The following is a 14,203-nucleotide window of genomic DNA, read 5'->3' on the forward strand; positions in this document are numbered from 1 at the left end:
GCTGTTTTTTTACCCATTATGGATTTCGATTAAGGTGTGATTCTTGTATTTGTTGCCGCAATAATCATTTTGTTTCTGAGCCATTTATTCGCTGGCTCTTTGTCGACATTAATATGCCAGTATAAATGCACCCCAATATCGGGTAATTCAACTGGCATGGGGTAAATGGCGATATCAAGCATTTGACCGTACATGGCTGCGGCCGTTTTCGGTAATGTCAGTAACATGTCGTTATTTAAGATCACTCTACACGCCGATAAAGCATGCTGACACCGTAGGGATATTTTACGATGTAAACCGATACGTGACAGTTCAAAATCTTCCAAACTAGGCCCGGTTGAGCGAGATGACACCAATACATGCTCTAGGCGCAAATAAGTCTCTAAATCGAGTGCGTCTGTAATAGCAGGGTGATTTTTACGTGCAATAACAACCAGTTGATCTAACTCTAATTGCGTATGCATAATATTGTTGCTGACAGGGATTAAGGTATCAATGGCCAAATCGATGTCGCCACTGGCCAGTTTGTTTTCAAGTTCTGTGCGTCTTACTCGTTTATTGCTGCTTAAATTGATTGCTGGCGACTCTAACGATAAGTTTTGTTGCAATATTGGCAAATAGTAAGGTTCTAAAGAACCGTGTAAGGATAATGAAAAGCTTTTGCGTGAGGTTAATGGCTCAAACTGTCTAGATTGCACTAAACATACTTGTAATTGGTGCAAGGCTTCGCGCACATCATCTATTACATTCTTTGCCACCGGAGTCGGGCGCATTTCATTACCTTGCCTGATAAATAAAGCATCATCAAAATGAGTGCGCAATTTACCCAGCGAGTGACTCACAGCCGGCTGGGATAAATTCAATACCGATGCCGCTTTAGTAATATTACCTTCGCAATAGATTGCATCAAAGACCACAAACAAATTCAAATCAATTTTCATATTTACTCCAGTGATCCCTTACTGTGCATTAACACCACCTAAGATGGGCATACTATTTAAATTATAAATAGTAGGATATTAGAACTATTCATTTGTTCAATTTAGATGTTGGCATTAGCATAGTCAAGTAGATTCGATATAGCGTAAAACGCATGCAAAATGACCGTTATGACAATCAAATATACGATGTGATATAGCAGATTAAACGGCTGCTATTACATTCAAGTTAGCAACGATTCATTGTTTACCTATTGAGTCATCATTCTTTTACTCAGTCAGAGACACGACATGGCAGCAATTTATTTGATTCGACACGGGCAAGCCTCATTTGGCAGCACTGATTACGATCAATTATCAAACAAAGGTAGCCAGCAGGCGAGATTGTTGGGCGAGTATTGGCGTTCAAGAGGAGCCCCGAGTCAGTTTTATTGCGGCGACTTGCTGCGTCACGGCCAAACGTTAACTCACTTTGTCAATGGATACCAAGGTGAGACCACGCCTATGGTTATCCACTCGGGTTTTAATGAGTTTGATCATGTCGAGATTTTGCAGCAATACAATCCCCAGTGGAATAACTTTGCCAAAATGAATGACGCGCTAAACCAACTGGATGAGCCCAATAAGGCACTGCAGCAAGAATTTTATCAAGCACTTAAACGCTGGATTTCAGGCGATAACCATCATGAGTATAAAGAGAGTTGGCCTCAGTTTCAGGCGCGCTGTATTCGTGCATTGCAAGATATTATTCAACAGCAATTGAGTCATAAACGCCAGTTACGTGCGGTGAACCATGAACCTAAACCGTCTAAAGACATTTTAGTGTTCACCTCAGGCGGTACCATTTCAGTGATCATCCAGCACATATTAAAATTAAACGATCAGCAAACATTAGCAATTAATCAACAAACCAGAAATACCAGCGTAACCAAATTGCTGTTTTCGGAAAATATGCTGAGCGTCGATTATTTTAATAACTATAGCCATCTAGAGCAGGCTGGTGATGAGTGGATCACCTATAAGTAAACTTAAGTGCCGTTACTCGTTTAAAAAAAAGCTTCAAATGGAGTAACGTAAATATTGACTGACGCTATCAACAACCGGTGTTTACTCGCTGAGTTCAGCGAGCAAAACCAATATAACAATTTAACCCGAATACAATTGATTCGAAGCTATTAACTCGAAAACGATTAACCCCAAATAATAAGGAAATAACATGAACAAGGGCGATTTATTTGATTTAACAGGGAAAGTTGCTTTAGTCACCGGAGCCAGTCGTGGTATTGGCGAAAGTGTTGCTAAAGTATTAGCCCAGTATGGTGCTCATGTGATTGTATCAAGCCGAAAACTGGAAGCCTGCCAAACCGTGGTAGATGAAATTGTTGCCGCAGGCGGCAGTGCACAAGCCATTGCTTGTCATATTGGCGAGTTAGATCAAATTGACTCAATCTTTGCTGCAATCAAACAGCAACATGGCAAGCTGGATATTTTAGTCAATAATGCTGCCGCAAATCCTTATTTTGGTCACATTATCGATACCGATTTAATTGCCTTTCAAAAGACGGTTGATGTGAATATTCGGGGGTATTTCTTTATGTCGACTAAGGGCGCGCAATTAATGAAACACAGTGGCGGTGGCGCTATTGTCAATGTTGCGTCAGTTAATGGCGTGATCCCGGGCGATTACCAAGGTATCTACTCTATTACCAAAGCGGCAGTGATTTCAATGACACAAGCTTTTGCTAAAGAGTGCGCCCAATTTAATATTCGCGTAAATGCATTATTACCCGGTGGTACCGACACTAAATTCGCTTCTGCTTTAGTTGATAACCCAGCCATTCTTAAACAAATGATGCATCACGTACCGATGAAGCGCGTGGCACAACCTGATGAAATGGCCGGCACTGTATTATATTTAGTCTCAAATGCATCAAGCTACACCACAGGTACAGCGATTAATGTTGACGGTGGTTATTTGATTGGTTAACGGCTTAACACTCAAGCTGACTCCAATACCAAACGCTGAAGCCAGCAAAATAAGACAAACAACATAAAAATAAAGCATCAATTAACGCTAGGAAGCAAATATGAATAGCGACAAAGACACCAGTGTAAATAGATTATTTGAACCCTTTGTCACAGCATCATTGTCACTTAAAAATAAGACCGTGATGGCGCCAATGACTCGAGCATTTTCGCCTAATTATATCCCTAATGATGAAGTAGCAGCCTATTACCGTAGACGCGCCGAAGGCGATGTAGGCCTGATTATCACTGAAGGGACATTTATCTCCCATGAAGGGGCGAATGGATACGAGAATGTGCCAGCTATTTATGGTGACCAAGCCTTAGCAGGTTGGAAGCATGTTGTTGATGAAGTGCATGCTGTTGGCGGCAAAATTGCGCCCCAACTTTGGCATGTGGGTTCGGTAAGAAAGTCAGGTATAGGTCCACACAAAGAGGCACCAGCCTATAGCCCTTCAGGTTTGTATAAGCCTGGTGCTGCTAACGGCGTTGCCATGACCCAAGACGATATCGACGCCGTGGTTGCGTCATTTGCTCAAGCCGCGCTCGATGCTAAAAACATCGGTTTTGATGCCATAGAGGTACATGGCGCTCATGGCTACTTAGTCGATCAGTTTTTCTGGGAAGGGACCAATCAACGCACCGACAAATATGGTGGTTCATTAGAAAATCGCACCCGTTTTGGTGTTGAAATCGTGAATGCCATCCGCGCCGCTGTGGGTAATGACTTTACCATTATCTTCCGTTTTTCGCAGTGGAAACAACAAGATTACAACGCCAAGTTATGCCAAACACCTGAAGAACTTGATACATTTTTAGGTTTATTAAGTGATGCTGGCGTTGATATTTTCCATGCCAGTACTCGTCGTTTTTGGGTTGCAGAATTTGCGGGTTCAGATCTTGGGCTTGCTGGTTGGACTAAAAAATTGACTAACAAACCGGTGATCACTGTGGGTAATGTCGGCCTAGATGCTGATTTTATCGGTGAGGGCAATGCTGATTTGTCGGGTACTTCAAATCCAACTGGTATTGATGAGTTATTAGTGCGCTTAAACAATGATGAATTTGATTTAGTTGCCATTGGGCGGGCGTTATTAGTTGATCCTCAGTGGGTTAAAAAAATCCAGCACAACGCCATTGATGAAATTAAACCGTTTAATAAGAAGTCATTAATGTCGTTGAGTTAATCGCTTAAGTCAGTGGGTCGAGGCTCATTACCACAGCGATTAACGCCGTTATTTCCGGGTAAAAGGATACAGTAATGAATTTTGAATACAGCGAAAAAGTTCAAGGATTAATCAAGCGAGTCAACGACTTTATGGATTTACATGTATTTCCTGTCGAAGAAGAAATGCATAAGCAAGTTGAGCTCGAACCATGGTCAACGCCGCCGTTAATGGAACAACTTAAAGCCAAAGCCAAAGCTGAAGGTTTATGGAATTTGTTTCTACCGGTTGCCTACGGTAAATACAGTGCTGGATTAACTAATTTAGAATATGCCCCGTTGGCTGAAATTATGGGCAAGGTTATGTGGGCGCCAGAAGTGTTTAACTGCGCGGCACCCGACACCGGCAACATGGAAGTACTGGCCAAATACGGTAATGAAGCACAAAAGAAACAATGGTTAGAGCCTTTACTGGACGGAAAAATACGCTCTGCTTTTGCAATGACAGAACCTGAAGTCGCTTCAAGCGATGCCACTAATATTGAACTGAGCATAGTGCGTGATGGCAATGAATACGTGATTAATGGCCGCAAATTTTACATTAGCGGCGCATGTCGCAAACAGTGTGAAATCATGATTGTTATGGGTAAAACAGATGCTGAAAATAGCAACCGTTATATTCAGCAATCTCAAGTGCTTGTACCGATGAATACCCCTGGTGTCACCATGGTAAGACCGATGAAAGTGTTCGGCTATGATGATTCACCTGAAGGCCATGCTGAGGTAACGTTTACTAATGTGCGTGTGCCGCTGGATAACATTATTGCTGGCGAAGGCAAAGGTTTTGAAATTGCCCAAGGACGTCTTGGCCCTGGGCGTATTCATCACTGCATGCGTTCAATCGGTATTGCTCAGCGCGCGCTCGATTTAATGTGTAAACGCGTTGGCGAGCGTATTGTATTTGGTCAACCTATGATCAAACAGCAGTCGGTTCGCGAAGATATAGCCAAATCAGCCTGCCAAATTGAACAAGCACGTTTGATGACCTTAAAAGCAGCCCAGAAAATGGACACAGAAGGCAATAAAGCGGCTAAAGAATTGATCGCTATGATTAAAATTGTTGCCCCAAGTATGTCTCTTGATGTGATCGACCGCGCGATTCAATGCCATGGCGCTGTGGGTGTCAGTCAGGATACTTTCTTAGCGCATGCCTGGGCTGGCCAGAGAACGTTGCGTTTAGCTGATGGCCCAGATCAAGTGCATATGATGCAGTTGGGGCGTGATTTAGTAAAAAAGATAGTTGGGTAAATAAATGCTTAGGGTGAAACGCAACAAGCGTTTCACCCCGTAATCGTACTTTTCTCAACCAAGCTAAATCCATCAAATAACGAGAGTATTGCTAAATGTCACAAGTATTCCCCATTGATAATGAACAACTTAGCGCTTATTTAGAGCAGCATGTCGCCGACTTTACAGGGCCGATCACCTTAGAAAAATTTTCAGGTGGTCAATCCAATCCCACTTACAAAGTGACCTCGCCAACAGGTGTGTATGTGTTGCGTCGTCAACCGCCGGGTAAATTATTAAAATCAGCCCATGCAGTCGATCGTGAATATCGGGTATTAGATGCACTAAAAGACAGTGATGTACCAGTGGCAAAAGTATTTCACCTGTGTGAAGACTGCAGCGTCATTGGTTCAATGTTTTATCTGATGGAGTTTTGCGATGGCACTGTGTATTGGAGTGCATCATTAGCCGAAATAGACAGTAATGATCGACGCTCAGCTATGTATGACGCGATGAATAAAGTCTTGGTCGCGCTGCACAGTGTCGATGTTGATGCCGTCGGTTTAGCTGATTATGGTAAAGCGGGCAATTACTTTGAACGTCAACTCGGTCGCTGGACATCACAATATCGCGCCACAGAATTACACAAAATTGCTGCCATGGATGCCTTAATTAACTGGCTTGAAGATAATCTACCCAGTGATGATGGTCGTGTTTGCTTAGTACATGGTGACTTTCGCTTAGACAACATGATGTTTGCCAAAGATTCACCAGAGGTTATTGCTTTACTGGATTGGGAATTATCGACCTTAGGCCATCCCTTTGCTGATTTAGCATACCAATGTATGCAACTGCGGATGCCAGCAGGCATGGGCAGCATTGATGGTTTAAAAGATATCGACCGCGCCAGCTTAGGGATTCCGTCTGAAGAAGAATATGTCGCTCGATATTGCCAACGCATGGGTATTGAGCAGATTGAGCATTGGGGCTTTTATTTGGCATTCAGTTTCTTCCGCTTAGCAGCGATTGCACAAGGTGTCGCTAAACGAGCAACAGAAGGTAATGCCTCCAATGAACACGCTAATAAAGTGGGATCATTTGTTGAGCCTCTGGCCAAAATGGCCTTAGACGTCATTGCTTGCGAAGCAAAAAAATAACATCAGATCAGCCGTATGATAAAACAACATCAAAAAGACCATCAATTACAGGAGTAACTCGCATGGATCCATTATTAGACTTTACCGGTAAGGTTGCTGTTATCACTGGCGCGGCTCAAGGCTTTGGTCAGTTACTGGCACAAGAATTAGCCAGACGTGGTGCTAAGTTATTGATTAGTGACATTAATGAAGCTGGTGTTCGTAAGGTGGCGGATGATATTGCCTCTCGCGGCACTGAGGTTATCGCGATGAAATGTGATGTGTCAAAAGATGCCTCGTGTAAAGCTATGGTTGATACTGCGATTGAGCATTTTGGTCGAGTGGATATAGGGGTAAACAATGCCGGTGTCGCCCATGAATTTATGCCGCTTCATCAAATTGATGAAGCGATTATGGACAGTCAATTTGCGATCAATGTTAAAGGCGTGCAGTTTGGTATGCGTTATCAAATACAGCAAATGCTCAAACAAGGTGAGGGCGCGATCCTCAACGTGAGTTCTATGGCTGGGTTAGTCGGCGCCGCCAGAGGCAGTGCTTATTCTATGGCTAAACATGCGGTGATTGGCTTAACCAAAACCGGCGCGGTTGAGTACGGCCGTAATAATATTCGCATCAATGCAATATGCCCATTTTTTACCCTGACACCTATGGTGACCAATTTTGCTGATGCAGAAAAGCAAAAAAAAATGGCCGTTGGCGCGCCAATGAATCGCTTAGGTGAGCCTAAAGAAATTGTCGCGGTGATGCTGATGATGTTATCTCCTGCCAATACCTATATGACAGGCCAATGTATTGCGGTCGACGGTGGCGTATCAGCCTATTAAGTTGCGCTTTGCAGTCAGTGTTATTGACACGCCAGCTCGTGCCGTTAGCGTAAACACTTGCTGAGTCGTTCGCTACGTCATTTCCACGTTATAGAAGAAAACACAATAAGAAGAGAATATTATGCCTGCGACGTTAATGAATCAACGTGACCTAGAATTTATGCTGTATGAACTGTTTGATAGTGAAGCATTAACCAGCAGAGATCGCTATCAAGATCATGATCGCCAAACGTTTAATGAGGTGGTCAATACTGCCAAAATAATTGCAGAAAAATATTTTCTTCCTATTCGTCAAAAGCTCGATACCCATCAGCCAACCTTTGACGGCAAAAAAGTACACATTATCCCAGAACTTAAAACCGCTATCGACGCAGTAAACGAGTCGGGCATTGGCGCTGCAACAGCAGATTATGAGTTAGGTGGCATGCAACTGCCGCCAATCATTGCCAGTGCAGCAGGGGCGTATCTCAGTGTTGCCGGTGGTGTTGGCATGGGGTACAACATGTTGACCACGGCAAATGCCAATTTACTGCAAGCCCATGGCAATGCTGAGTTGATTGAAACCTGGGTTAAACCTATGCGTGAAGGCCGATTTATGGGCACTATGGCCATGACAGAGCCCGGTAGCGGATCTGCTTTAGGTGATTTAATTACCAAAGCGGTAAAAGCCGATGATGGTACATATCGGATTACGGGCAATAAAATCTATATTTCCGGTGGCGATCACGATTTAAGCGACAACATCGTTCATTTAGTATTGGCTCGAATTCAAGGTGCACCTAAAGGTGTTAAAGGCATTTCGTTATTTGTGGTACCTAAGTTTTTACTTAATGATGATGGCAGCATTGGCGCAGACAATGACGTCGCTCTGGCTGGATTGTTTCATAAAATGGGTGGTCGTGCGCAAACGTCAACGGCATTGAGTTTCGGTGAAAAACAGGGCTCCATTGGCTATTTAGTCGGTGAAGAACATTGCGGTTTGAAGTATATGTTTCACATGATGAACGAAGCCCGCATTATGGTCGGCACTAGTGGCGCAGTTTTGGCGGTAGCGGGATATCAATATTCAGTCGATTACGCCAAAAATCGCCCCCAAGGTCGATTACCCTCGTGTAAAGATCCACAATCACCTATGGTGAATATCATTGAGCATGCTGATGTAAAACGCATGTTGTTAGCCCAAAAAGCCTATGCGGAAGGGGCAATGGCGTTAGTGCTATATGGTACTCAATTAAGTGATGATGAACGTACTGCCGTCACAGTCGAGCAACGCCAACATGCCCATATACTGTTGGATTTCTTAACCCCCATTATTAAAACGTGGCCGTCAGAATATGGCCCCAAAGCCAATTCACTGGCGATTCAAGTGATGGGCGGTCACGGTTATATTAACGAGCATCCGGTTGAAATGTTCTATCGTGATAATCGCTTAAACCCGATCCATGAAGGTACTACTGGGATTCAATCATTAGATTTGCTCACCCGCAAAGTACCGATGAATAATTTACAAGGCTATAAAGCGACCTTAGCTGAAATGGTCATCACCATTGATGAGGCAAAACACTATCCGAGTTTACATGAGTTTTCTAGCCAATTAACCCAAGCAGTTGCGACCTTAAGTACCACAACTGAGGTCGTGTTAGCGGCAATGTCGACTAAGAATATTGATCTCGCTTTGGCCAATTCGGTTAAATATTTAGAGTTGTTTGGTCATGTGATTATTGCCTGGTTGTGGCTCAAGCAAAGTATTGTCGCCACTAAAGCGATAGCTGAACAACCGCATCAAGCTGATATGGATTTTTATCAAGGTAAATTACTGGCGTGTCAGTATTTTTATCGCTTTGAATTACCTGAAATTAACGTCTGGTCAAACTTACTCGTTACCACTGACAGCACCAGCTTTGATATGCAGCCTGATTGGTTCTAATGTGAATTAAACCGACTAAACGTGCTGTTAGGCTGATTGGTTTTGTCTAGCTTTAGGTGAGCGTTATAAAACCCAATCTAATGAAAACATTACCGCCCAGTGCAGTAATGTTTTTTGTTGTTAAAGCTCTCAAGATATTTGTTTCTGTTAGCTGCCTTCCAAACGCCAAGCTATTCATATTGTGAATAACTTAGTATCAAAACTATTCATTTGTTTAATTTACCTAGCGCAACTAGCATGAGATATCGCTTAAATTTCATTCATGGATAGTACCGCGAAAGTATCAGAGGAAAGGGAATAATGCCGACAAAAATTAATCGCAATGATATTGCCAACTATATTGGCTACCAAGCAGCCGCTACAAACTGGTTTCAAATCACCCAAGATCAAATTAATCAATTTGCCGATTGCACTCTCGACCATCAATTTATTCACGTCGATGAAGAAAAAGCGAAAGCCACTCCTTTTGGTTTCACCATTGCCCACGGTTTTTTATCGTTATCTATGTTGTCTCATTTTGCTGAAGAATTTAGCCTGCTTATTGATGGCTTCTATATGGGGCTCAATGCCGGTTTCGATAAAGTCAGATTTTTGCAACCCGTTAGCGTCAATAGCCGCATTAGGGCACATGCGAAAATCCTTTCTATTGAAGAAAAAAAGCCGGGGCAATTTCGCTTATCGACCGAAGTGACCATTGAAATTGAAAGCGTTGATACACCGGCATTAGTTGCTGAGTGGATATCAGTACAAATGGTTAACTAATATTGGTTAAGTGATGATGGTTAATTCATCATGCTGGCACAGAAAAGATAATAACAAATAAAAATAAACAGTTAAGGTAATAACATGACTATCAGTTTTGCAGGGAAAGTGGCTATTGTTACTGGGGCAGGTAACGGATTAGGCCGTTCACACGCGTTGGAATTAGCCAGACGTGGCGCCAAAGTCGTTGTTAATGATTTAGGCGGCGCACGTGATGGCAGCGGTGCATCTTCTGCAGCGTCACAAGAGGTGGTGCAGTTGATTGAAGCAATGGGCGGTGAAGCGATTAGCCATGGCGCTAACGTTGCCCATTTTGATCAAGTACAAGACATGGTGCAACAAACCATGGATAAATGGGGGCGTGTCGATATTTTAATCAATAACGCCGGTATTTTACGTGATAAGTCGTTTTCAAAGATGACCTTAGATGACTTTAAACTGGTCATGGACGTGCATGTGATGGGCTCGGTTAACTGCACTAAAGCTGTATGGGACATCATGAAGCAGCAAAATTATGGTCGAATTGTGATGACGACGTCATCGAGTGGTATGTACGGTAACTTTGGTCAAGCCAATTATGGCGCGGCTAAAATGGCGCTGATTGGCCTAATGAATACCTTAGTGCTGGAAGGTGCGAAAAATAATATCCATATTAATGCGCTAGCACCTACGGCTGGCACACGTATGACCGAAGATTTAATGCCTGAAGAAATCGTTAAAGCCTTTGCACCAGAAGCGGTCACCGCAGGCATGCTGACTTTGTGTGACGATGACGCGCCCAATCGATTTATTTTATGTGCTGGCGCAGGCGGTTATTCAAGCGCGAGTATCTTTGAAACCGATGGCTGCTTTATTCCTAGCGCGAAACAAAGCCCAGAAACTGTGCGTGAACATTGGGATCAACTCACCGATCAACACAATCAAAAAGCCTTAGTGTCGGGTTCGCAACAAGGTGAGAAGTTTGTGATGAAAGCCATGGCGTTTATGAAATCTCAGGCTCTAGGGCGAATTGATTAGCAGCACACATTATTAAAAAAAGGATTTGTCATGAGAGAAGCCGTCATTGTTTCAGCCGCCAGAACACCAATTGGTAAAGCCTATCGCGGCGCCTTTAACGATTTATCTGCCCCCACGTTAGCCGCTATTGCGGTTAATGCCGCGGTAGAAAGAGCCGGAATCGATCCAAATGAAATTGAAGACTGTATTTTTGGCGCCGCCTTAACCCAAGGTAACCAAGGCATGAATTTTGGTCGTCAAGTGGCCATGGCGGCGCAATTACCTGTGTCGGTGCCGGGCATGACGGTTGATCGCCAATGTTCATCAGGACTCATGTCTATTGCTATAGCCGCCAATCATATTGTTTGTGATGGTGCCCAAGTTGTGGTTGCCGGAGGTTGTGACTCTATCAGCTTGGTTCAAAACGATAAGCTGAACATGCATCGCGCGGTAGATCCTAGCGTAAAAGCCTATCGACCAGCGATTTATATGCCGATGCTCGATACGGCTGAAGTGGTGGCTAAGCGATATAATATTTCACGCGAGGCACAAGATGCCTATGCATTATCCTCTCAGCAACGCACCGCAATCGCACAGTCACAAGGCCGATTTGATGCTGAAATAGTCCCGGTCAGTTGCACTATGCTGATAATGGATAAAGTCAGCGGTGAAATCAGTAAACAACAAGTGACCTTAACTCAAGATGAAGGCAATCGCCCATCGACAAATTTAGAAGCTCTAGCTGGCTTAAAAGCGGTTAAAGAAAATGGATCGATTACCGGTGGCAATGCATCACAACTATCAGACGGTGCAGCAGCGGTTGTGGTAATGGAACGTGAACTCGCCGAGCAACGAGGTTTAACACCATTAGGCGCGTATCGAGGCATGGTGGTGAGTGGATGTGAGCCAGATGAAATGGGCATAGGACCTATCTATGCAATTCCGAAACTGCTTGAGCGAAATGGCCTTAGCATTGACGACATAGGTTTATGGGAAATCAATGAAGCGTTTGCGGTTCAGGTAATTTATTGTGCTGAATATCTCGGCATTCCCGCCGATCGTTTAAATGTCGACGGCGGCGCAATCTCAATCGGTCACCCTTATGGTATGAGCGGCACACGTATGGTGATGCACGCTTTAATTGAAGGTAAACGCCGCGGCATTAAATATGTGGTTGTCAGTATGTGTATTGGCGGTGGTCAAGGCGCGGCTGGATTATTTGAAGTGTTATAAAATGACGCTTAAAAGATCAACAGCCATTGTTAATGGTTCGTTAAGTTTAAATTTAAGATTGGTGTGTAGATTTAAGGTTAGTGCTCAGTTTAATGACGCTGATGACATGATGCAAAATAATAATAAACATAGATAGCGGCTCGGGTATTAGGTTCTGTTGCATATTTGAGATGGACTTTGCAGCTGCTAATAACATTACATTTTGGGGACAATATTATGGAAAAAATTTGGCTTGAAAAGAGTTATCCGCCTGGGGTTGAGTTTGAAATCGATCCTGATAAATATAATTCTTTGGCAGATTTATTTTTAAAATATACCAAGTTATACGCCGATAATACTGCATTTATTAATATGGATGTCAGTATTACTTATCAGCAACTGGCTCAGCAAGCGACTGATTTTGCTGCCTACTTACAGCAAGATTTGCGGTTAGTTAAAGGCGACAAATTTGCCATCATGATCCCCAATACACTGCAATATCCTATCGCGCTATTTGGTGCGCTGATTGCCGGACTGACCATTGTAAACGTTAATCCATTGTATACCGCCCGCGAATTAGAACATCAATTAAAAGACTCTGGTGCCAAAGGGATCCTTATCCTCGAAAATTTTGCTCATGTATTGCAAGCCGTGATCGATAAAACTGATATTAAGCATGTGATCACCACAGGTGTCGGTGACCGATTAGGGCTTATAAAAGGTGCATTAGTTAACGGCGCCATTAAGCATGTTAAAAAGCTGATCCCTGCGTTTGAGTTGCCCAATGCGGTTAAATTTAATGATGCGATGTCCAAAGGCAGCAAACTGAATTTTGTCGCCGTTCCCGTTGTCGGTTCAGATTTGGCCTTTTTACAATATACAGGTGGTACTACAGGTCCATCAAAAGGGGCAATGCTGACTCATCGCAACATGGTTGCTAATCTTGAACAGTCCAATGCTGTGACTAAAAATATCTTTGAAGTGGGTAAAGAGATCATTGTCACCGCATTACCGCTTTATCATATTTATGCGCTGACCTCTAATTGCTTAGCTTTTTTGCCATTTGGTGGCATCAATCTATTAATTACCAATCCACGTGACATGGCGGGATTTGTTAAAGAGTTGGCTAAATATCGCTTTACCATTATTACTGGCGTCAACACGCTATTTAACGGATTGTTACATACTCCTGGCTTTGACAAGCTTGATTTCAGCGCTTTAAAAATGGGCTTTGGCGGCGGCATGTCAGTGCAACGTCCTGTGGCTGAACATTGGGAAAAAGTCACTAAAAGTCGTCTTTTAGAAGGCTACGGCTTAACTGAATGTGCGCCTTTAGTGACTATGAGCCCTTATAATCAAAAAAGTTACAATGGATCGATTGGTTTGCCTGCTTCATCAACTGATATTCGCCTGGTTGGGGCAGATGGTGAAGAAGTGGCATTAGGTGAGCCAGGGGAAATGTGGGTTAAAGGCCCTCAAGTGATGAAAGGTTACTACAATCGCCAAAAAGCAACGGATGAAGTGCTCATTGATGGCTGGTTAGCCACCGGTGATATTGCCACCATGGATGAAAATGGTTTCTTTAAAATTGTTGATCGTAAAAAAGACATGATCAATGTGTCTGGCTTCAATGTGTTTCCAAATGAGATTGAAGAAGTGCTCGTGATGCATGAAGGCATACTTGAAGCCGCTGCGGTAGGGACCTCATGTGATATTACCGGCGAGCGAGTTAAAGTGTACATAGTGCGTAAAGATCCTAACCTTACCGAGCAAGATGTGTTTGATCATTGTAATAAAATGCTGACCAACTATAAGCGCCCTAAGGTGATTGAATTTATGAATGAATTACCGAAAAGTAACGTCGGTAAAGTGTTACGTAAAGACCTTCGTAATATGGCATAAGCTTGGTC

Annotated in this window: 12 protein-coding genes; 11 read left to right on the plus strand and 1 reads right to left on the minus strand. The window is 43.2% G+C overall.

Going from position 1 to position 14,203, the window contains the following annotated elements; all coding sequences use genetic code 11:
* Positions 1 to 29 precede the first annotated feature (29 nt).
* Positions 30 to 941, minus strand: coding sequence for a LysR family transcriptional regulator (locus H5164_RS11985; protein WP_182756316.1), 912 nt, complete (start codon positions 939 to 941; stop codon positions 30 to 32).
* Between the two features lie 288 nt (positions 942 to 1,229).
* Between H5164_RS11985 and H5164_RS11990 the strand changes: the two genes are divergently transcribed.
* From H5164_RS11990 to H5164_RS12040, 11 genes are all read left to right on the plus strand, one after another.
* Entirely contained in the window at positions 1,230 to 1,964 is a 735-nt protein-coding gene (locus tag H5164_RS11990) for a histidine phosphatase family protein (protein ID WP_124014820.1), read from the plus strand.
* Between the two features lie 190 nt (positions 1,965 to 2,154).
* Positions 2,155 to 2,925 (plus strand): SDR family oxidoreductase, encoded by a 771-nt coding sequence (locus H5164_RS11995; RefSeq protein WP_182741911.1) that lies wholly within the window; start codon positions 2,155 to 2,157, stop codon positions 2,923 to 2,925.
* 100 nt (positions 2,926 to 3,025) lie between these two features.
* Positions 3,026 to 4,150 (plus strand): NADH:flavin oxidoreductase, encoded by a 1,125-nt coding sequence (locus H5164_RS12000; protein WP_182756318.1) that lies wholly within the window; start codon positions 3,026 to 3,028, stop codon positions 4,148 to 4,150.
* Between the two features lie 74 nt (positions 4,151 to 4,224).
* Entirely contained in the window at positions 4,225 to 5,436 is a 1,212-nt protein-coding gene (locus tag H5164_RS12005) for an acyl-CoA dehydrogenase family protein (RefSeq protein ID WP_124014823.1), read from the plus strand.
* A 95-nt stretch (positions 5,437 to 5,531) separates the two neighbouring features.
* The gene (locus H5164_RS12010; RefSeq protein WP_182741914.1) at positions 5,532 to 6,572 is read left to right on the plus strand and encodes a phosphotransferase family protein; all 1,041 of its coding nucleotides are present in this window, start codon (positions 5,532 to 5,534) and stop codon (positions 6,570 to 6,572) included.
* 62 nt (positions 6,573 to 6,634) lie between these two features.
* Positions 6,635 to 7,396 carry an SDR family NAD(P)-dependent oxidoreductase gene (locus H5164_RS12015; RefSeq protein WP_182756320.1) on the plus strand — a complete coding sequence of 254 codons (762 nt, stop codon included), beginning with the start codon at positions 6,635 to 6,637 and terminating at the stop codon, positions 7,394 to 7,396.
* A gap of 121 nt (positions 7,397 to 7,517) precedes the next feature.
* Positions 7,518 to 9,323, plus strand: coding sequence for an acyl-CoA dehydrogenase (locus H5164_RS12020; protein ID WP_182756322.1), 1,806 nt, complete (start codon positions 7,518 to 7,520; stop codon positions 9,321 to 9,323).
* Positions 9,324 to 9,623: 300 nt separating this feature from the next.
* Positions 9,624 to 10,085 carry a MaoC family dehydratase gene (locus H5164_RS12025; protein ID WP_182756324.1) on the plus strand — a complete coding sequence of 154 codons (462 nt, stop codon included), beginning with the start codon at positions 9,624 to 9,626 and terminating at the stop codon, positions 10,083 to 10,085.
* A gap of 84 nt (positions 10,086 to 10,169) precedes the next feature.
* The gene (locus H5164_RS12030) at positions 10,170 to 11,102 is read left to right on the plus strand and encodes an SDR family NAD(P)-dependent oxidoreductase (protein ID WP_182756326.1); all 933 of its coding nucleotides are present in this window, start codon (positions 10,170 to 10,172) and stop codon (positions 11,100 to 11,102) included.
* Positions 11,103 to 11,132: 30 nt separating this feature from the next.
* Positions 11,133 to 12,314, plus strand: coding sequence for an acetyl-CoA C-acyltransferase (locus tag H5164_RS12035; RefSeq protein WP_182722902.1), 1,182 nt, complete (start codon positions 11,133 to 11,135; stop codon positions 12,312 to 12,314).
* A gap of 216 nt (positions 12,315 to 12,530) precedes the next feature.
* On the plus strand, positions 12,531 to 14,195 hold the full coding sequence (locus H5164_RS12040; protein ID WP_182756328.1) for an AMP-binding protein: 1,665 nt from the start codon (positions 12,531 to 12,533) through the stop codon (positions 14,193 to 14,195).
* Positions 14,196 to 14,203 lie beyond the last annotated feature (8 nt).

Origin of the sequence: Shewanella sp. SG41-3, from assembly GCF_014164545.1 — a bacterium.
Lineage (GTDB): Bacteria > Pseudomonadota > Gammaproteobacteria > Enterobacterales > Shewanellaceae > Shewanella > Shewanella vesiculosa.